This is a genomic window from Bifidobacterium sp. ESL0745, assembly GCF_029433335.1.
Lineage (GTDB): Bacteria > Actinomycetota > Actinomycetes > Actinomycetales > Bifidobacteriaceae > Bifidobacterium.
On the sequence record NZ_JAQTHX010000001.1, the window covers coordinates 1,486,938 to 1,510,238 of the forward strand.

A 23,301-nucleotide genomic window follows, 5' to 3' on the forward strand; every position below is an offset into this window, starting at 1 on the left:
TACGACTATCGTCAGCTCACATCAAGGGCGAGCAGGTCATCGATCGTTTGGCGGCGAAGCATGAGGTGCGCGTCTTTGCCGCTGACGGCGACGACGGCGGGAATCAAGGCCTGGTTGTAGTTGCTGGCCATCGTGCGGCCATAAGCGCCGGTGACGGGGATGGCGAGGATGTCGCCACGCTTGAGGTCTCGGGGCAGGTGGCATTCTTTCACGAGGATGTCGCCGGATTCGCAGTGCATGCCAACCACACGGGCGAGCATGGAATCCTTGAGATTGCCGTTTTCGTCTTTTGCGCCGCCGCAATCGCGATTGGCAAGCAGAGCCGTATAATCCGCACCGTAGAGCGCCGGACGGATGTTGTCGCTCATGCCGCCGTCTACCGAAACGTACGTGCGCTCGTCAATCGGATTGCCGGCTTCATCTTTCGTCCCCTTCGGCAGCGCGACGTGCTTGATGGTGCCTACACGATACAGCGTGACACCAGCGGGCGCGACGATCCAGCGACCGGGTTCGAAGGAAATGACCGGAGCCGGCATGCCGAGCGCCTTGTTGATGGACGTGACGGCTTGGGCGAGGCGGCCGAGTTCGGCGTCGATGTCCATGGAATCCTCGGCGTCGGTGTAGGCCACGGAATAGCCGCCGCCCAAGTCGACCTCGGGCATGGTGCAGGCGTCAGTGGCGTAGAAGGTCTTGCGCAAGAGCATCATGCGGCGCGCGGCCTCGATGAAGGCGTTGGCATCGTGGATCTGCGAGCCGATATGGGAATGGATGCCGACCAGCTCGAGGTCTTCCTGACGGGAATAGATGTCTTTGAGCACCGCGAGCGCCGGACCATCCGCCACGGCGTTCATGGCCTCGGCAAGTTCGCGGTCCTCGTCGGAGACCTTGACATGGCTCATGTCGTAAGGGTATTTGACGGAGTAATCGAGCTTGGGCGTATATGTGGAACCGGCAACGAGGCCGGAATCGGCGGTGACCGGGCTTACGTGATTTTCCGAGCTAGCACTACCGGCGTCGACAATGGAATGGTTAGCGTTGCTCCTACCGCAGCCATTCTCAGAACCGGCATTTGCGGCAGAATCATTGCCATTGCCGTCCCTGTCGCCTATATTTTCATTGCCGAGTTTGCCAAGAATATCAAGCATTTCCGGGCCAACGCCGGCCGGCAGCAGCGGCACGCCGAACTTCTGGTCCTCGTGCGCGGTGGAGATGTATTCGTGGCCACCGGCGTGGATGCCGGAGGTGACGCGCAGCATCACGCGGGCACGCTTGCCCAAGCGATGGGCGATGGCGGCGATGCGGGCGGGTTCATCGGGCGAATCCACGACGATTTTCGAGAAGCCTTCTTTGATGGCCAGTTCAATCTCTTCGTCGGATTTGTTGTTGCCATGCAGCACGAGTCTGCGGCCTGGAGCGCCGGCGGCGAGCGCGATCTTGATCTCCCCCATCGAACAGGTGTCGACGTGCATGCCGGCCTGAGTGACGATGCGCACAATCTCCTTGGAGAGGAACGCCTTGCCCGCGAAGCTGACATGGGTGGTGTTGGTATTGAAGGCTTTGGCAGCCGCGGCAACGAACTTTCGCGCGCGATTGCGCACTTCGTCGGTGTCGATCAGGTAGAGCGGCGAACCGAACTCATCCAGCAGCGATGCGGCGCTGTGGCCATGGAACATCAGTTCACCGTCTTTATTGAACGCCGTCGCTTCCGGCCAAATCGGAGTGATGCCCATATCTTCCGCCTCTTCTTTTCGTCTGTCACAATATTTTTAAGCTGTACATAACGATAGCGAATCGGCGTGAAAAATAGATTGTTCTCTCTGATTTTGACTTGGAATTTAAATCATTCTTCCAAAATCGACTTCGTGGATTGGCCATATTCCATTAATCCAATCATCTCGAAACACACGGAATCAATACCAGACTATTCACCCATTGCAAATCTGCATGGCAACGCCGTCCGGCATGATCTCGAACCCATGCTTTTGGTAAAACGTCGCGTTTTTGCTTTCTTCGGGCATGACTTCGATGTAGAAATAATCGGCGTAACGCTGTTTGACCATCTCGACCATATGGCCGGCAATTCCCCGTCCTTGGTATTCGGGGTCGACCAATACGTAATGCATATAGGCCATCATCGAAGTATCGTCAAGCACGCGAACCAGTCCGACAAGCCTGTCGCCGTCCCAAGCGGAAAAGACCGTCGAAGAACCCATCAGAGCCTTGTACAAGCGTTCCGGGTATTTTCCTGAGACCCAGTCGACGGAAAGAAAGAGATGCTCAACCTGATCGCGCGTGAAACATTTTTCGTCCGTGAATTTGATGCCTTCGTCGGCCATGCTCTCTCCTTTGATTTGCTTTTTGCACATTCAGTTTATCCGTCGCATACAAAAATCGGCCGCGCCGTTCCATAATGGAAAACGCGACCGATTCGCTACATATTTCAGCGTTACATCTTGTCGGGTGCAGTCACGCCAAGCATCGCAAGACCGGAGGCGATGACACGCTGCACGGCATCGTTCAACTGCAGACGGGCTGCGGCACGAGCCGGCTCCGGGTTCTTGGCGACGCGCACGGCCTCGAGTTTCGCGGCGTCTTTTTCGCGGGCCTCAAGGTCCGTCAGATCCATCGGGACAACGCGTTCGAGGTTGTACCACTTGTGGTACGTGCCGGCCAGCGCCTCGAGATAATGCGCGATCTTGTGCGGAGCACGCAGGTCGCCAGCGTCCGAGACAACGGACGGCCACTGGGCCAGTGCGCCAAGTACTTCGCCGTCGGCAGGAGTATCGAGCAGCGACAGATCGGCGGCATTCGCGTCAATCTTTGCGGCTTCGGCGTTACGGTCGACGTTGCAGCTGCGGGCATGCGCATACTGTACGTAATACACAGGGTTCTCGTTGGTGTGTGAAGCGAGCACGTCAAGGTCGATGTCGACGCTGGTGTTGTAGTCGGTGCGCGCGAGCGAATAACGCGCGGCGTCCACGCCGACGGCCTCCACCAAATCATCAATGGTAACGACGTTGCCGGCGCGCTTGGACATGCGCACGGCCTTGCCGTCCTTCATCACGTTGACCATCTGGCCGATGAGAATCTGCATGTTCTCGCCGGGCTTGTCGCCGAACGCGGCGCACATCGCCATCATGCGGCCGATGTAGCCGTGGTGGTCGGCGCCGAGCATGTAAATCGCGATGTCGGCAGGTGCGGAAGGCGAGCCCGCGCGGTGACGCTTGTTGTAGTAGTAGGCGATATCGGCGGCAAAGTAGGCATACTCACCGTTGGACTTGATGATGACGCGGTCCTTGTCGTCGCCGTGCTTGGTGGAGGCGAACCAGGTGGCCCCGTCCTTCTCGTAGATGTCGCCCTGCTCGCGCAGCTTGGCGATGGCCTCTTTGACGGCACCGTCCTGATACAGGCTGTTCTCGTGGAACCACACGTCGAAGTTGACGCGGAAATCCTTCATGGACTGCTGGATTTCGGCGAACATCATCGGCACCGCGCGCTTGCGGAACTCTTCGCGCTGTTCGGAATCGCCCTCGCCGAGATCGTTCCCGTCCTTGTCTTTGCCGCCATCGACGCGCGGCAGGTTCAGCACGTCAATGCCGTCGGCCTTGGCTTCGGCAATCACACGATCGGCAATTTCGTTGATATACGTGCCTTTGTAGCCATCGGATGGGGTTTCCTCGCCATGGGCAGCAGCGACAAGCGACTTGGCGAAACGGTTGATCTGCTCGCCATGGTCATTGAAGTAGTATTCGCGCACGACCTTGGCGCCGTTGGCTTCGAGCACGCGGGCCATGGAATCGCCGGTCGCCGCCCAACGCACGCCACCGATGTGGATGGGGCCAGTCGGGTTGGCCGAGACGAATTCGAGGTTGAGGGTTTTGCCCCCCAAGTGATCGTTCAGGCCGAATTTCGTGGAATGAACGGTTTTCGCTTCAGTCTCAGTTCCAGCAACTTCAGTATCGCTGTCCTTGCCCTTCCAGACCTCGACACCCTTATCGACGGGTTCCATCTCAACGCTCTGCTCAAGAATCCGCGAAACCACGGCAGCCGCCGAAGCGGAATCAAGCGTGATATTGATGAACCCGGGACCCGCCACTTCCACGGCTGCAATACCATCGGCGTCCCGCAATTTCGCGGCAAATGCTTCAGCCAAATCGCGTGGCTTCATGCCTGCTTTTTTGGCCAGCTGCATCGCCACATTCGACGACCAGTCGCCGTGCGCGCGATCTTTCGGCCGCATCACCGCCAGTCTGTCAACCGACGGAATCAAATCAACGGTCAGCTCGCCGGCGTTCCCCGCCGAAACCAGCTCATGTGCAATATCAGAAATAAGTTCACTTAACGCTTCAGGATTCATGTTCCACAGTTTACTGTGCGTCATGAACCAATACGTGGGCCCAACGGGATTCGAACCCGCGACCTTTCGCTCCGGAGGCGAACGCTCTATCCAGCTGAGCTACGGACCCAAACAACATTCATCAGTCTACACGGCCATGTGACTTATCTGTGCTCACACTAACCCATGGTTACCAAAAGAAACCATGGAAATACGTACAATATCTTTTGGTAACCATGGGTTAGTGTGTGCACAGTTCCGTCTAAACTTGGAATATGTCTCCTGAAATGAACGACTTCGAATTCGACCGGCGGTTTTTCTGCCGGCATATGCCCGAAGAACTGGACGACGGCAGCATACCGACGCTCATCGTGCAGAGTTATTACGTTCACGCCGACAACTACGCGCTGCGCGTACGGCTCACCAGCCGGAAAACGCGCGTGGCCATGAACGCTGATACCGACGCGATGGCGGTGCTCGACCAATACCGCGACGATTTCACCGATGCATCCGTCGCCATCAAAGGCCCGTCGGTGGGCGGCACCCGTTACGAGGCCAAGCGCGACATCGACGCCAACATCGCGGCGGAACTGATCAAGCGCGGCGGCGAGATCATCATCAAAAACCGTTTTTCGGCATGGATCGGCGAGGATGGCTGGGACATCGACGTTTTCGGCGGGTCCAACGCACCGCTCGTGGTGGCCGAGGCCAAGCGTTCGAGGCCGGTCACGAACCTCATCATTCCTGATTTCTGCGTCACTGAGATCACCGACCAGGCGCGCTTCTCCAACGATGGATTGGCCAGCAGGCCATTCGGCACCTGGAGCGAGGACTTTGAACACGAATTGGCCGAACAAGGTCCTCATTTCGAGCAGATCTACGGCCGAAATCGGCGCGAATCCTCGACCTCTGACGTCTCCTTCTGACAACAGAGCCACAAAGGTGCGTTCCACCTAACCCTTAGAGCATATTGCTGAAGGCGGTGTCTGAAAAGTGAACGTCGCAAAATTCTAAGCGCATTTTCAGTCGCCGACTTTGAGACGGTGCATTTTATTGTATTCTCAATGCACTTTCCCAACAGAAGCATCAGAATGATGCATTCTACAGAGCCTTAATGTATTTCTTTGACAGCAGTGTCAAAAGCGCGTTCTGCTGAACCAAAAATGTATGTTTTTTAACGATAGTGCTATAAAGTGCGATTTTTGTATGGGCCGCTGAGCTCAAAAACGGCACGATTCCAGTCACCGAATTTGATTCGAATGGGAATCATGCCGTTCGCTTTACAACACGAAAAGCGTAGAGGCCCCAACCTCAATACATCAGGGTCGAAAGGCGGCGACGGGCGGCTTTCAAACGCGGGTCGTCGGGTTCGGGGATGACGAAATACTCAAGCAGGCGCTTGCGAACCGGTTCCAGATCCGCCTTATGGCCGGCGGCGAGGTAATCGAGCAGGCGTGAGCATGCATCCTCGATCTGCCCGCCGATCATATCGATATCGGCGACGGCAAGCTGCGCGTCCACATCATCGGGGTGGTCGGCCGCAGCAGCACGGACCTCGCGCACATCGGCGTTGCCGGAACGCGCCAGCAGCAAGGCCTTGGAACGTTCACGGGCGGCCAGCGTGTCATTCGGATTCGCCTCGAGCACCTGGGCATAGGCCTCGGCAGCACCGGCATAGTCGCCGTCGGCGGCGAGCTGGTGGGCCTGCTGGTGTTCGGGTGGCACCTGATCGACCCCATCGGCGCCCTCACCGGAATCAGCGTCCGCATCAGGGTCTCCGGAATACGGGGCGGTGCCGGTGACGCCGGCCTGTTGGGCCAGCTGCACGATCTGCGGCAGCAACGTGTCGGTGATCTGCGTCAATTCCTCACCGCTTGGCAGCCCTTCGAGAATCGGCATCGGACGCCCGCCGATAAGCGCGAACAACGCCGGCGCGCCCTTGATCTGGAACGCCTGGGCAATGCCCGGTTCGGCGTTGATGTCAACGCGGGCGAGCTGTAACTGGCCCTTCATGCCATTGATGGCATCGCCCAACTTCTTGGCCATGGCAAAAAGACGGTCGTCAGTCGGAATCCACAGCAGCAACACCACCGGATAAGTGGCGGAAGTCTGCAAAACCGCTTGGAAAGTGGACTCCGTGACGTCAATGACATAGCCACCGGCACTTGGAGCACCACCGGCCTGCCCAGGCTCGGCCTGCACCTGATGCTTGATCGAACTCAAATCGACCGCACCCGCCAAAGAAATGCCCGGATTGTCCTGGGGCTTGTTCGCTGCTGCCAAAAGTGCCTTCTTTCTTCCCCGCACCATTGCGGCGCAGGGCGACTACCTACCCGATAACGTATGTGACAATGTCTAATCTACCTGCCGCCCGACCCCACAGAACGCGGCTTTGTCTGTTGGCGGACCAGGATTTCTACAGCGCTTCGACCTTGACCGGCTGACGCTCGGCGCCGACGGCCACGACTTTCTTGCCTGATTTGGCCGGCGGCACGTAGAAAGCCAAGACGTTGACATAGGTCACTTTCATGGTGGCGGTGGCCCTCCCCTGCCCGAAAAGCGCGCGTTCGGCGTCACTGGCTGGTTGCGATTCGCGGCCCTCCCCGGCGCTTCGTGTCCATTCGGAATTGATCTGCGCAACGACCAGATCCCCGCCTTGGGTGGAACGCATCACCGAAATCTGGTCTTTGACCGGCGTGAACGTTTGGGTCTGGGTGCCGTGGTTGCGCTCCATGCCCTGCTGCACGGTTGCGGAAAGCTTGGCGAGATCGTCGCGGAAATAATCGCTGTCGAATTGCGAGGCGAATTTGCTCTGCTGGCCGTGCGTCAACACGTCCGCGTATTCGTCAACCGTCTGTTGCGGGGAAAGCGACAAACCGGAATCGTCCGGCGAGCCCATGGACGAGCCAATCGCGGGAATGGCGAATTCCGGCAACTTAGCGCCCTGGAAAAGCCTCACCACGCCCCACAGCTTGTAATTGCTGCGAGGGTTTTCCTGATTCAGCACCAAAAGACGCTTGGACTGCTGATCCTGTGTGGTGGTGGTGATCGAGAAAATCGAACGCGGCCAGCCGGACTGGGTGGGGATGATCGTCTGTGCGATGTCCTTGGGGATGGTGGCTTTCGGGTCCATGACGCCGGTGGCCTGGGCAATCGCCAGTTCGCTGGTCCTGACTTCAAGTGCCGGACCGGTGACACGCGCCGCAAGCCCATCCGGAGATTTCGCATTGTCTGAAGCATCGAGAACATCAAGGATCGATTTGCGCACCGCTTTTTCCTGCGCCTCTGTGATGTCCGGGATCTGGGTCGACGATTGCGATTGCGGCTGTGGGGGTTGGTCACCGCACGCGGCGACGCCAAGCATGGTGGCTGCGGCGAGCGTCATTACCGTCAATGTCTTCAGTATTTTCTTCGTGCTCATGCCGTTTCCCCGTCCTGGCCAGCAACCGATGGATTGCCGCTCATCTCTTGTGCCGCTTGTGCCGTTCTGGATCGATCATCCCCGTCTTTCTGGTCGATGCCAGCACCTTTTGGCTGATCAGCCTGTCGCCGTGCTGATTTCTGTTCGTCTGTGTTACCTACGCTGGCATCTGCGCTATCGTCTTCGCCGGTACCTGCGTCTTGGCCCTGACCATCTGCCCGCGCCAAGGTCTCGGTCTTTCCGACCGTTTCCTGCGAGAAGCGGGCGAAATAATCGCGAAGATCATCCATGGAGATGACATCGGTTTCGTCGGTCGAATGACCCCTGTCGATCAGCTCATCGGCGCTCGATGCCCGGCGCGCCTCGCTGTTGCCATGTTCCGCGTGTTCACCGGTACCGGGCTGAGTGCCCGAATCCGGTACATTGAGTGAGACGGCCACGCTGGCGGCTGCGGGTTCGGCGTCTCGTCTGGATTGCCCGCTTTGTCCGAACGGTCCAGGCTGTTCAGACTCAACCGATATATGCCGCGAATGCCTGCCGGCAGGCGTGGGTTCCTCGGAATCGGACTGAAATTGTGTTTCCGGTTCTGGCTCCTGCTCCGCCTTGCCACGATGGCGGCCAAATTTCTTTTGAAGTTGCTCAGCTTCGCCGGTGCCAACGGTTCCGCCAACTTCAGCGTTTTCGCCGGTATCACTGGTGCCGCTAACATCACCAGCATTGTCCGTGTTCTCGCCGTCCTCGTCCGTATCGTTCTGCATCTGCATATCGGCGACGAGATTACGTCTGGTCGGATCAATGATGCTGGGTACCGCCGTGGTTTCCTCATCGTCGGCATCACTGTCTGCCGTGAACAAAAGCGCGTCGTTCGACGGGCTGCCAATGGCAGTCTCGCCCACAGGCTCGGCTGACGTGCTATCGCCGACCGAACGGACTTTATGCGATGGCCGATGATTATGGCTCGTATGGACCAGACTCGTACGAAGTACGGCGATGCTTCCTGTCATGGCCTCCGAAATGGAGACCTCCTCGGCCTTTGCCTTCTCACGCAACTTACGACGTTGATCGCGCTTGCGCCTGAATGATTCGTTGGCCGTAATGGCAAAAATGGAAGCCGACAAAATGGTCAGTAGTACGCAAATCCCGCCTGCAATGAAGAACGGCGTGGCGTGGTCGGGAACCTGGTCACGCACCCAATGCATGGTGATGGAGACGGACGGCTGTGTGGATTTCCTGTTGTCCGCAGACCCCGCGGCGGAAGCCCCCATATCGATGATCATTACCTGATCGCTTTTCGCGTCATTCAACGTCAATGCAATCGCGTTGTCTGCGCAACGAACGCTCGTCCACATATCCGAATCCTTGAAAGCGACTTCGTCCCCGCCGTTTTTCGCATTCGCAAGTTTGGGACCTGTGGCGGTTTTGGTGGAAAAGGCCTTCCAGCCATCGAGCCCGGTGACACGTGTGTAGTTCTGACCTGCCAGCCATCCGGTGGCGTCTTTCGCACTACCCAATGCCACACAGGTCTGTGGGTCGGCCTTCGGATCCCCAGTGTTATCGGATTGCGATGAAGCTTTTGCCGAACCTGCGTTAGTCTTGACCTTCAGATTCACCGACTTGCTCAAAAGGTTCAGCATCCCCGGATCGGTGACCACATAGCGTGTGCCCGAAATCGCAGCATTCGCGTTCACTTCACGGGCAGACTTCCAGACGGTTGCGTTCAGCGCGCCCAGCACGATGAACAGCACCGCGAGCAAGCCGAAAATCGGCGCGACGACGCCACGCATGATGGTCGCATGCTTGGTCGGCTTTGCGTTGTGTTTGTGCTGTTTATCGTGTGTTAAAGTCATATTGAATTATATTCTACAAGGCCTATCCGATAGAATTCTGAGAAAACCTGCCCTATCGTGATTAAAGCAAAGTCAGCAATCCCGAATAATCGGCACAAATCCGTAAGGTTTGGATACAAATTTGACGACAACTCTTTTTATCGAAAGACGAAAGAAAATAGCATTATCCTCACACGGTGATGACCTGGCTTCTAAATCAGGGTTCGGGGCTAATGTGGTGGGTTATGAGCAACAATCACTCGCGAAAACTCGGTCGCGTCCTCGCCGCAGTCTGCGCCATCGCCCTGTCGTTCGGCATGGCCGCATGCGGATCGAACAACGGCAACAATTCGTCAAACAAGCCATCAAGTTCCTCGGACGGCACACAGATGGCCGGGGTCAAAGCCACCGGCACACTTGGCCAGAAGCCGAAAATCACATTCCACACCCCGATGACGGTGGTCAATAATTCCTATGCGGTGCTGCAAAAGGGCAATGGTGCGGCGCTCGGCAAAGACAACCACATCTGCGTACAGGCCGTCGCGCTCAACGCCAAGGACGGCAGCGAGATGATGAGCACCTGGGAAAAGAACACCCCGGATTGCTCGATGGTGATGAATGCAGAAGGCATCAACAAGACGTATTACGATGTGTTGAAGGACCAGAAGATCAATTCGACCGTGGCCTTCGGCATCAATGACCACAACAAGGCCAGCACCTCCTATATCATGGCGCTTACCCTCGTTTCGCAGTCCAAGCCGATTACGCGCGCCGAGGGCGACAAGGTCACGGACGTCCCCGCGAATCTGCCCAAGGTGACCCTCGACGAAAAGGGTGCGCCGGCCATCGACTTCAACGGCTACAAGCCCGGCAATGACCTCGTCGTCCAGCCACTGATCAAAGGCAAGGGCAAGAAGCTGGCCGAAACCGACACCATCGATGCCCAATACACCGGCTGGGTAATGGGCGAGGACGGCAAGCCGTCGAAGTTCGATTCCTCATGGGATCGCGGCAAGCCCGCAAACTTCCCGCTGCAGGGTGTCGTCGCAGGCTGGAGGCAGGGCTTGGCCGGACAGACGGTGGGCTCGCAGGTGTTGCTGGTCATTCCTCCGGCCTTGGGATACGGCAACCAGGCGCAAGCCAAGATTCCCGCCAATTCAACGCTCTATTTTGTGGTCGACATCCTCTACGATTACGGCCAGACGCAGTCCCAGCAGTGAGTCGATTGATAGAATCCGATAAGTAAGTCAAAACAAGAAAATTCCCGGACATTCCACGTTTCACGGTGTCCGGGAATTTTATATCGCGACTTTTCCAAGAAAGCGACCCAGATGCCAAGCGGCTCAGGATTCTTGGCAAGTCCGGTCTTTGCACATCGACCTATAGGATAAACACAATATAGAGGAACATCAAAACCATCAGAATCACAAAAATCACCTTGAGCGTTTTTCTGCGAGACCCGCTTTTCTGATAGGCCTGCAACTGAGGCTGAGGAACATACGACATAGCCTGCTGATATACGGAATAGGCTTTTTGCATAGCGCCTTTGTTGTTCTCATAATATTGAACATTTTGCCTGGCTTGCTCTATATCGTCCGTATCATTTTCAATGGCATCCAATTCTTTTTCCAACTTGGCGATCTCGTTGTCGTTGTCCTGCTTGACTTCATCCATATTCGACGATGAGCGTATAACATGATCTGCAAATTTTCGGGCTTCGTCCTCATGGTCGGGGTCACATTGAATCGACATAGAATTATGTGACGTCTGCAACGTAATAAACAGGTTGCGTTTATCATGAACCGAATTTTTGGTCTCGACCTTGTTTTTCTTTCCTCCGGCCACGGCTCCGATCTTCCCCGCGACCACTCCACCGACTGCGGCGCCCAGGACGCTTACGCCAACCTTGCCTCGAGTCTCGGTTGTCACGTACACATTGCCCGAAGCATGAACCTCAGCGGTCATCCCTTCTTCCAAGGCCATCGACTGGCCCCTGTACTCGACATGGTCCCAGTAAAGCTCCGCATCGCCGATCGTTGAAACCGGTTTATGCAACTCTTCCCTCGCGTTGTCCAAGGCTTTATCGGTATGCTTGAGAGATTTGTTGTGTTTGTGCTGAGATGATATGAGTTTCAGGTTCGCATCCGTCAACGCCTTGTCGTACGCCTTTTTCTCATTGAGATACTGCTGCTCCGCAGCTTCCATATTCAGAATGGCCTGAGATTTTCGTTGCGACATTCCTCATCCCCCGTTGACTTGCTCTTCTTGCTATTACCCTAACATACGTCAAAATCGTACAACGAAATCATAATCATATAATTCCAGGTATGATGCCCAACGTCTTTTATCAGACCTTTCGAAACCTACCGGTCATTGCCAAACATTTTCCGTTCATGGCATCCCTGCGTTAAACTCCGAAATCTTCACTGATAAGCGTTGTGAGATCGCCGTCCTCGCCTTTTTCCATCTCACGCGCCGCCTTATTAGTAATGGCTACCTCGTAGATATTGCGCGCCGAACGAGCATTGCCGAAGTGTTCTTCGTTGCGGGCACTGGCGAAATAATCCTTGAGCTTGGCTCCGACACCATCCCCGAAGACATATCCTTCACGGTCGGCAAAGCTTTTAGTGATGGCCACCAGCTCATCGGGTGTGTAGTCCTCGAATGCCAGCCAGTGTGGGATACGGGACTTGAGACCGGCGTTAGCGTTGAGGAACTGCTCCATCTCGTCAGTATATCCGGCGAGGATGAAGACCATGTCATCGCGATAATCCTCCATCGCCTTCAACAGTGTCTCCACGGCTTCATGGCCGAAATCATCCCCGGAACCATCATTGTGCACCAGGGTATAGGCCTCATCGATGAACAGCACACCGCCGCGGGCGCTGTCGATCACCTCCTTGGTCTTCAAAGCCGTCTGTCCGGTGTACCCCGCGACGAAATCGGAACGACTGGCTTCTACGAACACGCTTTTCCCGACGATGCCCAGACCATGGAGCAACTTGCCGTAGATACGGGCCACTGTGGTTTTTCCTGTCCCGGGATTGCCGGCGAAAATCATGTTGTGCGAAATCGAATTGTCCGAAAGACCCTGGGTTTTCCGCCGCTGCTGGAACTGGATGAGCTGTACCTGCTTGCGCACATAGTCTTTGACAGAACCCAAACCTGTCAGCGCGTCCAATTCAGCGAGCAATTCCTCTACGCTCTTTTGGTCGGTCTGGTCTTCCGGGGAACCGGACAGATCGGCTTGTGCATAAAGATCCGAAGCGTCGAATGCCAGACCATCAAATTCGATGGATTTAAACTCGGTCGGGAAATCCTTGGGCATGTACGTCAGGAAATCCGGTTCTGCCGCCTCTTTATCGATGATCATGGGAGTACCGCCGTACGAGTTCGGGTCTCCGGTGACCTTGGAATGTCCCATTATCAGGAACGTCTTCTCAAGGAACATACCATCCCTGACTTCCGATTCCGAAATCACCACCGCCATACAATACGAGGCCTGCACACCCCAGGACTCGGAAGTGCCGGAAACCAGAGAATGACCGAAAACACCAAGGAAACAAGGTGCTTCATCTTCATCGGGCTTACAGACAACAATCCCCTTTTCGGCAGTGGAACCGGACATACGCAACCAACCGATATTCCTCAACTTCACAGATTCACGCAACCTCGAATTCATGACGTAGAGAAAACCACCGGTGACCAGCACCGTGTCTTCCACGATACAGCTGTCAATAATGCCCGCGCCCTCAAACTGAATTTCAAATGTCAGATTCTTGTATATCGCATGTCCTTTGGCATGCATCTTCGTATCGCTTCCCTGCCCCAACATCCCGGCGATGTCAGTATCCCCACCATCATCGCCTTTGACAGCCGACACGAAGCGGATATCTTGGTTGTCATCGATGTAATCGGCTTCGATGCCCACCTCATCCGGCGAACAACCCGGCGCACCCATAATGAGCACCGGGAATGTGATTGTCAGGGTTTTTTGAACAGCATAAGCACCTGGATCGAGAACGATGACCGGCATAGGCCCATCCTTGTGGTCATCGTGATACTGCTTCGCCTGCTCCACCGCATCAGGAAGATTCCGTAATGCATCATCCTCGGTGGGGGAAACATAAAATGTCGGGGTCTCTTCCTGCATAGGAATGTACTCCGCCTTGCGATAGATGTCATCCCGCGTCAATAGTTCATCGCCACAATGCTCGCAAAAACGGAAATCCTCGCCATTCCAATGGCGGCAGTGCGTACACAATAACATCGTTCTCTCCAGATACTTTTAATCCACAGACGCTTCGTCAAACTCAACTTTAGATTCATCGCAGAATGTCGGCGAGGCCGGCAAAACAGATACGGCCAATCGGAAGCTCACTAGCCTCACCTTGGCTGCGCGGTTTCTCGGCGCATTCGCAGCAATTAGTTCCCGGTATCGCACTGAACCAACTGCGCCTCTGTATCTCGGACTATTGTGCGACCTTGAATCTTCGTCCAACCCTGATATTTCCCTGAAGACGCGTAATACAAACGATATTCATCACTGCCGCAAACGACCTCGTAATTGTATACTTTCTTGTCGTTATTACCGACATACCAACTTCCGGCCTCTAAGCCCCTAAATCCTAGGGATTGCAAATCGTCCAAACCGTTGGAACTATTAGGGCTATACCCTCTGTTCTGAACATATGCTGCACCTTTTTCCACCGAATCAGGCGTACTGTCATGCGCTATGCGTATGCCGCGCAGCCAAAAAGCAAGAGCAAAAACCAGAAGTACGGCCACAATATCCATAAGTATCTTAAGAAAACGGTTTTTCTTCTTAATCGGCGGAATAGCGGTCATCGTCGGTGCCTGCGCCGAACCCTGGGCGAGTTGAGGAGCCTGTTGATATGATGGCCGATTCTGCTGCGAATTTTGAGCATATTGCGGGGTTTGCCGGCGAGGCTGGGAAACGGGTTGAGCCCGAGACTGAGACTGAGGCCGGTAGGGCTGAGAAGACGAAGCCGGCTGCTGAATCGGCTGAGCCGGTCGAGAAGGATTAGATCCGGTCTGAGGTTGGGAAGGCTGAGCTGGTTGTGCGGCAACGGGTTCAGGCGGCCTTTGGGCAGCAGGTTGATCCGCAACTGGCTGCGGATCAACCTGCTGAGTGCCAGAATGCAGCGGAGGCGCAGTCAAAGCAGACGGATCAGGTTCGGCAGGAGGGGCAGACGGAGTGGTCTTCGGACGTACCACCTTACTACCGCATTGCGGGCAGAAAACGGCTTGATCACTCAAATCGAATCCACAATGACTGCACTTCATATCATCCATCCTCCCTGCACAATACCTTCGAGATTAACACTTCATCCATAAGAAATTTGTATCGCGTCTCACTTGCATCAGAACAGACGAAGGCTGTCGTCGTCGGCGCCCTTCATGTCCTCGTAATCGAGGATAAGGCAATCGAAACCACGCTCCGTCGCCAGAACGCGAGCCTGCGGAGTGATGGTTTGGGCGGCAAACATGCCACGGACCGGAGCAAGCAGCGGGTCCTTATTCAAGAGCTTTACATAGCGGGTTAGCTGTTCGACGCCGTCGATGCCGCCGTGACGCTTGATCTCGATGGCGACGTGCTGGCCGTTGCCGTCGATGGCCATGATGTCGACCGGCCCTACAGCCGTCGGGTATTCGCGGCGCACAAGCTTCGCACCTTTGCCGATCCGTTCGATCTGCTGGGCCAGATAATACTGGAGGTGATCCTCTACGCCATCCTTGACGAGCCCGGGATCCTCTCCCAAATCGTAGGTTTCATCGGAATAGACATGCTGCACCGTCACTTCGAGCATGTCAGTCGACTTCTGCGCAGCTACGCGGAACACCTTCTCAGGAACTTCCTCCTCGGTCTCTTCGGCGTTGCTTTCCGGGATAACTTCCTTGATGGTGCAGGGTGCGGCCATCCAGTTGAGCGGTTTGTAGGAACCGAGTTCGGAGAAAATCAACAGGCTTTGATCAGCTTTGATCATGAGTACTCGCTTGGCCACGGGCAACGAGGCATTGAGCCTTCCGGAGTATACGGCAGAGCAGTCAGCAACAATAATTCGCACGCTGCCACCTTACCTGAGCCTCTGGGCGAAACAGAGAAGTCTGGCACATAACCATGTGTCGTAAGTACATGACGTAAGTCTCCACGGATGGCAATACTCGGACTACAAAAATAATAAAAGGAACAGCTAGAACATACAAAAAAGTGGAGACACCGAATGTATCGGCATCTCCACTTTTAACGACTGAGGAATGTCAGCAGCCAGCCGGACTAGTCGGTTGCCGCCGGATTCTTTTTGACGTCGTCGCCGGTTTCCGCGGCTACCGTCAGCGAGTTGGAATCGAACGACGCGAAGCCGTCACTTACCTCGAAGCTGTGACGGTTGCCATCGACGTCCACGGCCGAAACGATGCCCTTGTCGATGACGGTCATCATCGGCTCGTGGTCGGGGAGAATGCCCATGCCGCCCTCGCTGGCGGGGACGGTGACGGACTTCGCCTCGCCCACCCAAAGCGGGCGTTCAGCGCAGACGATATTCACCTTCATCGTGGAGTCAGACATCACGCATATTCCTTCTGCATGTCGTGCCACTTGCGCTCAAGGTCATCGATACCGCCGATGCCGTTGAACGCCTGCTCCGGCACGTCGTCGTAATCGCCGTCGCAGATGCGCTTGAAGGCCTCGACGGTCTCATCGGCCTTGACGTACGAGCCTTCCAAGCCGGTGAATTTCTTCGCGACGTAGAAGTTCTGGCCAAGGAACTGCTGGATCTTGCGGGCACGGTTGACGGTGGTCTTGTCTTCCTCACCGAGCTCGTCGATGCCGATCAGGGCGATGATGTCCTGGAGCTCCTTGTTGCGCTGCAGAATCGCCTTGACGCGGTTCGCGGTGTCGTAGTGCTCCTGGCCCACGTAACGCGGATCGAGGATTCGCGAGGTGGACGACAGCGGGTCGACGGCCGGGTAGATGCCCTGGGAAGCGATGTCACGCGAAAGCTCGGTGGTCGCATCCAAGTGGGCGAAGGTCGTGGCCGGGGCCGGGTCGGTGTAATCGTCGGCGGGCACGTAAATGGCCTGCAACGAGGTGATCGAGTGGCCGCGGGTCGAGGTGATGCGCTCCTGCAGGGAGCCCATCTCATCGGCCAGGTTCGGCTGGTAGCCCACGGCGGACGGCATACGGCCGAGCAGCGTGGAGACCTCGGAACCCGCCTGCGTGAAGCGGAAGATGTTGTCGATGAAGAGCAACACGTCCTGGTTCTCGACGTCGCGGAAGTACTCGGCCATCGTCAGAGCGGTCAGTGGCACGCGAAGACGCGTCCCCGGGGGCTCATCCATCTGGCCGAAGACCAGCGCGGTCTTCTCCAGAACGCCTGCGTCGCCCATTTCGCCGATCAGGTCGTTGCCCTCACGGGTACGCTCGCCGACGCCGGCGAATACGGAAACACCGCCGTGGTTCTGCGCCACGCGCTGGATCATCTCCTGGATCAGCACGGTCTTGCCGACGCCTGCGCCACCGAAGAGGCCGATCTTGCCGCCCTCGACGTACGGGGTGAGCAAGTCGATGACCTTGATACCCGTCTCGAACATCTTGGTGCGGCTTTCGAGCTGGTCGAAGGCCGGCGGATTGCGGTGGATGGACCACCGCTCCTTGATCTCAATATGCTCATCGGGCTTCTTGTTCAGAATATTGCCCGTGACATCGAACACATGCCCCTTGGTCACGTCGCCGACCGGCACCTCGATGGGGCCGCCCGTATCGGTGACCGTCGCACCTCGCACGAGGCCATCGGTAGGCTTCAATGCGACGGCACGCACCGTGGAATCACCGATCTGCTGCTCGACCTCAAGGGTGATCTCCTTGACGGTCTCGCCTTCGGTGTCGCCCACGTTGTTGATCTTGACTTTCAGGGCATTGTAGATGTCGGGCAGGTGCCCCGCCGGGAATTCGGCATCGATCACCGAACCCTGGACGCGAGTGATGCGTCCGGCGTTCAGGTCAGCTGCCGATTTGGCGGAGGTCGCGCTGGACTGAGTCGTTGACTCGTTTTCTGCCATATGCGTTCCTACTCTTCCTCTTTGTTCAGCGCGTCTGCGCTGCTGATTATCTCAGTAAGTTCCTGGGTGATCGAAGCCTGACGCGAGGCGTTGAGCTGTCGCGTAAGCGAATCGATCAGATTGTTGGCGTTGTCTGTCGCGGTGTGCATGGCGTTCTGCCGGCTTGCCGTCTCTGAGGCGGCGGCGGTCAGCAGACACTCATGGATGCGGGCCTGCACATACTTCGGCAGAATCGCGTCGAGCACCTTGCGGATGTTCGGCTCGAAGTAATACAAAGGTGCCGTGATGCCGACCTTCGCGGAGGCGGTCACATCGTTGACATCGTCGGGAGACTCGCCGGCGTCGGGTTCGGGTTTTTCAATGACAGGCTTGCCGTCGCCATGCTTTTTGATCACTTCAACCGGCAACATACGCAGCACGCGCACCTTCTGTACCACCATGTTCACGAATTCCGTGAAGATGATATACAGCTCGGAAACGCCGCCCTGCGCGGCCGGCTTCATATAATCCTCAAGCAACCGATCAGAGATTTCCTTGGCCACTGCCGCGCCCGGCTGATCGCTGTTGCCTTCCCACGTCGCCGCGATCTTGCGATTGCGGTAACGATAATAGGAGACGCCGCGACGGCCGTAAACGTAGAGCAAAGGCTCCTTACCCACCTTGTCGAGACGCGCGAGCAACGATTCCGTTTCGCGGATGATCGACGAGGTATAGGCGCCGGCCATGCCACGGTCCGACGTCAGGGCCAGGACGGCGACCCGAGGGTTATGCTCCCTGGACTTGACGATCGGATGGTCGATATCGGTATGTTCTGCCAGCGACTGCACGGCATCGAAAATCGCGTCGCTATACGGCTTCGCGTTCAACGCCACGGTACGGGCCTTGGCGATATGCGAAGAAGCGATCATCTCCTGCGCGTTGAAGATCTTGCCCAACGACGTGGTGGAGGCGATACGTGATTTCAATCCGAGTTGCGAAGCCATGGGTTACTTATCCCCCGCTACAATCTTTTCCTGCTCGATCTTCGTGGGCTTGGTCGCCACCGGCTTCTTGATGACCAACGGCTTGCCACCCTTGGTCACGTAGTTGCCACGGTATTCATCGACGGCCGCATCCAAGGCCTTCTCGGTATCGGCGGTGAAGTCACCGGTTTCGCGGATGGTCTTCATGATGTCGGTATTGTGCTCCACATAATCCAACAGGCCATGTTCGAAGGGCAGCACGTCGGCGATGTCCAGATCGTCGAGCTTGCCATGGGTGCCGGCCCACACGGAGACGACCTCCTGCTCCATCGTATATGGAGAGAACTGGGGCTGCTTCAGAAGTTCGGTCAGGCGGGCGCCGCGGGTCAGCTGTGCCTTGGAAGCCGCATCCAAGTCGGAAGCGAACATCGCGAAGGACTGCAACGAGCGGTACTGCGCCAGCGAGATCTTCAAGGTGCCGGAAACCTTCTTCAACGCCTTGCTCTGAGCCGCGCCACCGACACGGGACACGGAGATGCCGACGTCCACAGCGGGGCGCTGGTTGGCATTGAACAGGTCGGACTGCAGGAAGATCTGGCCATCGGTGATCGAAATGACGTTCGTCGGGATGTAGGCGGAAACATCGTTCGCCTTCGTCTCCACAATCGGCAGACCGGTCATCGAGCCGCCACCAAGATCATCGGAGAGCTTGGCGCAGCGTTCGAGCAGACGGGAGTGCAGATAGAACACATCTCCCGGGTAGGCCTCGCGCCCCGGCGGGCGACGCAGCAGCAGGGAAATCGAACGGTAGGCCTCGGCCTGCTTCGACAGATCGTCGAAGACGATGAGGACGTGCTTGCCGTGATACATCCAGTGCTGGCCGATGGCCGAACCGGTGTAGGGGGCGATGTATTTGAAACCAGCGGAATCGGAAGCCGGGCTGGCCACGATCGTGGTGTATTCCATCGCGCCGGCCTCTTCAAGGCTCTGACGCACGGAGGCGATGGTGGAGCCCTTCTGGCCGATGGCCACGTAGATGCAGCGCACCTGCTTCTTCGGGTCGCCGCTCTCCCAGTTCTGCTTCTGGTTCAGGATCGCATCGATCGCGATGGCCGTTTTGCCGGTCTGACGATCGCCGATGATGAGCTGACGCTGACCACGGCCGATTGGTGTCATCGCGTCGATGGCCTTCAAACCCGTGGAAAGCGGCTCGTCGACGGGATGACGATGCATCACATCGGGGGCCTGCGCCTCAAGAATCCTTCGGCCTTCACTCTTGATTTCACCCAAGCCATCGATCGGTTTGCCCAGAGGGTCAACCGTACGCCCGAGATAGCCGTCGCCAACCGGTACGGAAAGCACTTCTCCAGTGCGCCGCACCTCCTGGCCTTCCTCGACACCTGCGAAGTCGCCGAGGATAACCACGCCGATCTCGCGGGGATCAAGGTTGAATGCCAGGCCGAGCGTGCCGTCCTCGAAGGTCAGCAGCTCGTTGGCCATGCAACCAGGCAGTCCCGTTACATGCGCGATGCCATCGCCGGCCGTCGCGACGTAACCCACCTCTTGGGTGGGAGTGTCGCTGGGCTTGTACGAATCGACGAAATCGTCGAGGGCCTTTCGCACATTCGCAGGATCAATGGTAAGTTCTGCCATGATCACTCCTTATTGATTAATTGTTGACTGATAAGTCTTGTACAGGCACCTTTGCGGTGCCCTGGTCTGTTCGTTCCGGCGTTCCGGTCACATCTGGGTGCTGACCTTGCGCTTGAGCTGGGAAAGCTGGGCGGCGACGGTGTTGTCCATCACGTCCGCACCAATCTGCACACGCATGCCGCCGATGACGGTTGGATCGACAGACGAATTGATATGCACCGGGCGCCCGAGCTTGGCCGAGTAGATCGACGTCAGACGCTTGATCTGCGGCTTGTTCAACGGCGCGGCCGTGGTGACGGTGACCATCGATTCGCCCATGTGGCGGGTGAACTTGGCGATGAGCCACTCAAGCGTTTCCAGAAAACGACGATGACGCGGATTCACGGCCGCATGCTCCACCAGCCGCATGGTCACCTTGTTGAGCTTGGTGCCGTCAAAAGCGGTGTGCAGCAAGTCAAGACGAGCCTGAGCCGGCACGAAGTCGTCGGAAAGCTTGGAACCCAAAACCGACATCTTGAGCAACGCGGAATGAATCTGCGCCAGCTCCACGGAAACCATGAGCGTGCTGTCGGTCGCATCGGCGTAATACATCATGGCGTCCACCGCGAAATCCTCGACGGCGTTGGCGATGTCCTTGACCTTGCTCCAAGTGCGGGAGACCAGATCGGTGAGGATATCGACCGTCAGAGGATCGGCCTGACCAGCGAGAATCTCGGTGATGAGCGCGACCTTGTCGGTCGCCGGACGGGACGGGTCGGTGAGTGAACGCTCCACTTGATCATTGTGGTCAAGCAGGTCGGTGACGGCGAACAGCTCGTCGCCGATGCGCCACGCGTCCGTTCCCTTCTCCCTCAATCTAGGGGCCAGGGAATCGCGCGATGTACGATCAGCCTGCAGCGACGCTTCTCCTCGCATTGCTCACCTCCATTCTTTTAATTAATACTGTCTTCGAATTCGTTGACGGCGACGTGCTCCGGATCAACCGGAACCGTATCATTGCCCGTCTTCCGTTTTCTTGTCGAGATCGTCGATCATGTTGTCGAGCATATCGTCCTGTACATCGGCATCTTGGAGCTTGGAGCCCAGAATCTTGCCGGCAAGTGCCGTGGCCAAAGTGCCGACCTGGCTTTTGAGGCTCACCATCGCCTGCTGTTGCTGAGAGGCGATCGAACGCTGGGCGTTCGCGGTGATCTGCTCCGCTTCCTTGTCTGCACGGGTGTGGGCGTCGGAGATGATCTTCGTCGCCTCGCTGCGTGCGCTGTCGGTGATTTTCGAGGCATCGACACGGGCGTTGTTGAGCTGATCCTCATACTTCTTCTTGGCTGCATCCGCATCGCTCTTGGCCTTTTTGGCCTTGGCTATGTTTCCCTCGATCTTGGCCGAACGTTCATCGAACACGGACTGGAACTTAGGGAGGATGAACTTGTAGAAGGCCACCGCGATCACTATGAGAATGACCAATGACCACACAATGTCATACGGCTCTGGAAGGAACAGATCAATCCCACCTGATGCTTGTGGCATGGGCTTCTCCTTTCTTGCTTACGGTTTCCTCAAGCGTATCTATACGATTGAAACCAGTGTTTCAGCGTACTTAACGACTACTTCGCCATGATGAAGACGACGAAGCCGAGCAGGCCGAGCAGCTCGATCATGGCCAGCGCCACAATCATGAAGGTCTGGATGGTGCCCTTGACCTCAGGCTGACGAGCCATGCTCTCGAAGGCCTTGCCCGCGAGAATGCCCATGCCCAGTGCCGGACCAAGTACCGCGACGCCGTAGCCGAGGATATCGATGTTGCCCGCAACCTGAGCGAGAGTGATGAGACCCATTTTATTTCCTTTCCTAGGGAATTTCTTCCTTTGGCGGTCCCGGAAGTCCGGAACCACAAATTTTTATCAATTGCTATTAATTATTCAATTATAAAATTTTGAACGCCTTCACAAGCCGGTAGAGCTTGTGGATTCGCCACCAGATACCAGCCGATCAATCCTCTTCGAGCGGATAGCTCTGGCTGATGTACACCGCCGAAAGCGTGGCGAAGACATAGGCCTGAAGCGCCGCGACGAAAATCTCGAAACAAACGAACACCAAGCCACCGATCAGCCACATGACGCCGACCAGCGTCATCAGCTTGTTGGAGACCTCGATCAGGTAGAACTGGCTGAACGCCAAGCAAGTGCCCACCAGCAAATGACCAGCCAGCATATTGGCGAAAAGTCGCAGGGTAAGCGAGAACGGACGAACGATTGCGATTTCCAGCAGCTGGATGGGCGCCACGAGAATATAAAGCGGAGCGGGAACGCCTGTGGGGAAAAGCTCCCCTTTGAGGTACTTCCACAGACCCTGCTCGCGCGTCGCGGCGATCCAATATTGCACCCACGTCCACAATGCGAAGACAAGAGGCGTGGCGATGGTGGCCGTGGCCGCCATGTTCATGCCGGGGATGATGCCGCACAGGTTGAACACGAGAATCGTCAGGAACATGGTGGTGATCATCGGCACATAACGTTCGCCGCGAACCTTGCCAAGCACCTGATAGACGATGTTGTCTTTGATGAAATCGAGAAGCCATTCCACAGCACCCTGCCAACGGCCGGGAACGACCTTGGCACGCGCCGCTGTGATACACATGATCGCCAACAGAACGATCGTAGCGACGATTCTAATGAGAATGATGCGATTGATGGCAAATGGCGTGCCCTTGAACAACAGTTCCGGGGGCAGGAAGTCGCTGATGCCGGGCAATTTGGGGCCGGAAGCGGCCGCCAACAGCAGATTTGCGCCAACAGCTTTGATCATGTTCCCTCCCGGATTGCCTCAAGGCTTATCAGTCTATTCCATTGCGCGGAAATGGAAACGTAACGTTCCACAAATCGATGCGGATGCCAACAATTCCACTTCCGAAGCCTTCCAGTAAAAGGAATCATGCGGAGCCTGGGCACCTGCATGACCCTCAACTCCGAACGGCCGGAGACGATTGTACGTCACTTTGGCGAAAAACGTAAATGTCATCACATT

21 protein-coding genes and 1 tRNA gene are annotated in these 23,301 nt (G+C 56.6%); 3 read left to right on the top strand and 19 right to left on the bottom strand.

What is annotated here, in order from left to right:
• Positions 1 to 11: 11 nt before the first annotated feature.
• From PT275_RS05845 to PT275_RS05860, 4 genes are all read right to left on the bottom strand, one after another.
• Positions 12 to 1,730 (bottom strand): diaminopimelate decarboxylase, encoded by a 1,719-nt coding sequence (locus PT275_RS05845; RefSeq protein ID WP_277153189.1) that lies wholly within the window; start codon positions 1,728 to 1,730, stop codon positions 12 to 14.
• Positions 1,731 to 1,925: 195 nt separating this feature from the next.
• Positions 1,926 to 2,336 carry a GNAT family N-acetyltransferase gene (locus tag PT275_RS05850; RefSeq protein WP_277153191.1) on the bottom strand — a complete coding sequence of 137 codons (411 nt, stop codon included), beginning with the start codon at positions 2,334 to 2,336 and terminating at the stop codon, positions 1,926 to 1,928.
• A gap of 110 nt (positions 2,337 to 2,446) precedes the next feature.
• Positions 2,447 to 4,381, bottom strand: coding sequence for an arginine--tRNA ligase (argS, locus tag PT275_RS05855; protein ID WP_348519510.1), 1,935 nt, complete (start codon positions 4,379 to 4,381; stop codon positions 2,447 to 2,449).
• An 11-nt stretch (positions 4,382 to 4,392) separates the two neighbouring features.
• Positions 4,393 to 4,466: transfer RNA gene (locus PT275_RS05860), tRNA-Arg, on the bottom strand.
• 145 nt (positions 4,467 to 4,611) lie between these two features.
• On the opposite strand from PT275_RS05860, the gene PT275_RS05865 reads away from it, so the two are divergent.
• Complete coding sequence (locus tag PT275_RS05865) at positions 4,612 to 5,262, top strand: hypothetical protein (protein ID WP_277153193.1); 651 nt, start codon at positions 4,612 to 4,614, stop codon at positions 5,260 to 5,262.
• A 385-nt stretch (positions 5,263 to 5,647) separates the two neighbouring features.
• On the opposite strand, the gene PT275_RS05870 is transcribed toward PT275_RS05865, so the two are convergent.
• The 3 genes from PT275_RS05870 to PT275_RS05880 form a co-directional block, all read right to left on the bottom strand.
• On the bottom strand, positions 5,648 to 6,646 hold the full coding sequence (locus PT275_RS05870; RefSeq protein WP_277153195.1) for a tetratricopeptide repeat protein: 999 nt from the start codon (positions 6,644 to 6,646) through the stop codon (positions 5,648 to 5,650).
• Positions 6,647 to 6,752: 106 nt separating this feature from the next.
• Positions 6,753 to 7,757 (bottom strand): hypothetical protein, encoded by a 1,005-nt coding sequence (locus PT275_RS05875; protein WP_277153197.1) that lies wholly within the window; start codon positions 7,755 to 7,757, stop codon positions 6,753 to 6,755.
• Complete coding sequence (locus tag PT275_RS05880; protein ID WP_277153199.1) at positions 7,754 to 9,604, bottom strand: hypothetical protein; 1,851 nt, start codon at positions 9,602 to 9,604, stop codon at positions 7,754 to 7,756. The genes PT275_RS05875 and PT275_RS05880 overlap by 4 nt, the downstream gene beginning before the upstream one ends.
• Positions 9,605 to 9,828: 224 nt before the next feature.
• Between PT275_RS05880 and PT275_RS05885 the strand changes: the two genes are divergently transcribed.
• Positions 9,829 to 10,803: an FKBP-type peptidyl-prolyl cis-trans isomerase gene (locus PT275_RS05885; RefSeq protein ID WP_277153201.1), complete on the top strand. Its 975-nt coding sequence runs from the start codon at positions 9,829 to 9,831 to the stop codon at positions 10,801 to 10,803.
• A gap of 160 nt (positions 10,804 to 10,963) precedes the next feature.
• On the opposite strand, the gene PT275_RS05890 is transcribed toward PT275_RS05885, so the two are convergent.
• The 3 genes from PT275_RS05890 to PT275_RS05900 all read right to left on the bottom strand — a co-directional run bounded on the left by PT275_RS05890 (position 10,964) and on the right by PT275_RS05900 (position 14,431).
• Positions 10,964 to 11,821, bottom strand: coding sequence for a hypothetical protein (locus tag PT275_RS05890; RefSeq protein WP_277153203.1), 858 nt, complete (start codon positions 11,819 to 11,821; stop codon positions 10,964 to 10,966).
• Between the two features lie 169 nt (positions 11,822 to 11,990).
• A complete protein-coding gene (locus PT275_RS05895; protein WP_277153205.1) occupies positions 11,991 to 13,853 on the bottom strand; it encodes an AAA family ATPase in 1,863 nt (620 codons plus the stop codon).
• Positions 13,854 to 14,008: 155 nt separating this feature from the next.
• Complete coding sequence (locus PT275_RS05900; RefSeq protein WP_277153207.1) at positions 14,009 to 14,431, bottom strand: hypothetical protein; 423 nt, start codon at positions 14,429 to 14,431, stop codon at positions 14,009 to 14,011.
• A gap of 47 nt (positions 14,432 to 14,478) precedes the next feature.
• Between PT275_RS05900 and PT275_RS05905 the strand changes: the two genes are divergently transcribed.
• A complete protein-coding gene (locus PT275_RS05905) occupies positions 14,479 to 14,631 on the top strand; it encodes a hypothetical protein (RefSeq protein WP_277153209.1) in 153 nt (50 codons plus the stop codon).
• Between the two features lie 336 nt (positions 14,632 to 14,967).
• On the opposite strand, the gene nucS is transcribed toward PT275_RS05905, so the two are convergent.
• From nucS to atpB, 9 genes are all read right to left on the bottom strand, one after another.
• On the bottom strand, positions 14,968 to 15,672 hold the full coding sequence (nucS, locus tag PT275_RS05910) for an endonuclease NucS (RefSeq protein ID WP_277153211.1): 705 nt from the start codon (positions 15,670 to 15,672) through the stop codon (positions 14,968 to 14,970).
• 209 nt (positions 15,673 to 15,881) lie between these two features.
• A complete protein-coding gene (locus PT275_RS05915) occupies positions 15,882 to 16,172 on the bottom strand; it encodes a F0F1 ATP synthase subunit epsilon (RefSeq protein ID WP_277153214.1) in 291 nt (96 codons plus the stop codon).
• Entirely contained in the window at positions 16,172 to 17,665 is a 1,494-nt protein-coding gene (atpD, locus tag PT275_RS05920; RefSeq protein WP_277153216.1) for a F0F1 ATP synthase subunit beta, read from the bottom strand. Before atpD ends, PT275_RS05915 begins: the two co-directional genes overlap by 1 nt.
• An 8-nt stretch (positions 17,666 to 17,673) precedes the next feature.
• Entirely contained in the window at positions 17,674 to 18,648 is a 975-nt protein-coding gene (locus PT275_RS05925) for a F0F1 ATP synthase subunit gamma (RefSeq protein ID WP_277153218.1), read from the bottom strand.
• Positions 18,649 to 18,651: 3 nt separating this feature from the next.
• Positions 18,652 to 20,280: a F0F1 ATP synthase subunit alpha gene (gene atpA, locus PT275_RS05930; RefSeq protein ID WP_277153221.1), complete on the bottom strand. Its 1,629-nt coding sequence runs from the start codon at positions 20,278 to 20,280 to the stop codon at positions 18,652 to 18,654.
• 87 nt (positions 20,281 to 20,367) lie between these two features.
• Complete coding sequence (locus PT275_RS05935) at positions 20,368 to 21,195, bottom strand: F0F1 ATP synthase subunit delta (RefSeq protein ID WP_277153223.1); 828 nt, start codon at positions 21,193 to 21,195, stop codon at positions 20,368 to 20,370.
• A gap of 78 nt (positions 21,196 to 21,273) precedes the next feature.
• Complete coding sequence (locus tag PT275_RS05940) at positions 21,274 to 21,804, bottom strand: F0F1 ATP synthase subunit B (RefSeq protein WP_277153225.1); 531 nt, start codon at positions 21,802 to 21,804, stop codon at positions 21,274 to 21,276.
• 77 nt (positions 21,805 to 21,881) lie between these two features.
• Positions 21,882 to 22,112 carry an ATP synthase F0 subunit C gene (gene atpE, locus PT275_RS05945; RefSeq protein ID WP_277153227.1) on the bottom strand — a complete coding sequence of 77 codons (231 nt, stop codon included), beginning with the start codon at positions 22,110 to 22,112 and terminating at the stop codon, positions 21,882 to 21,884.
• 154 nt (positions 22,113 to 22,266) lie between these two features.
• The gene (gene atpB, locus PT275_RS05950) at positions 22,267 to 23,082 is read right to left on the bottom strand and encodes a F0F1 ATP synthase subunit A (RefSeq protein WP_277153229.1); all 816 of its coding nucleotides are present in this window, start codon (positions 23,080 to 23,082) and stop codon (positions 22,267 to 22,269) included.
• Between the last annotated feature and the right edge of the window lie 219 nt (positions 23,083 to 23,301).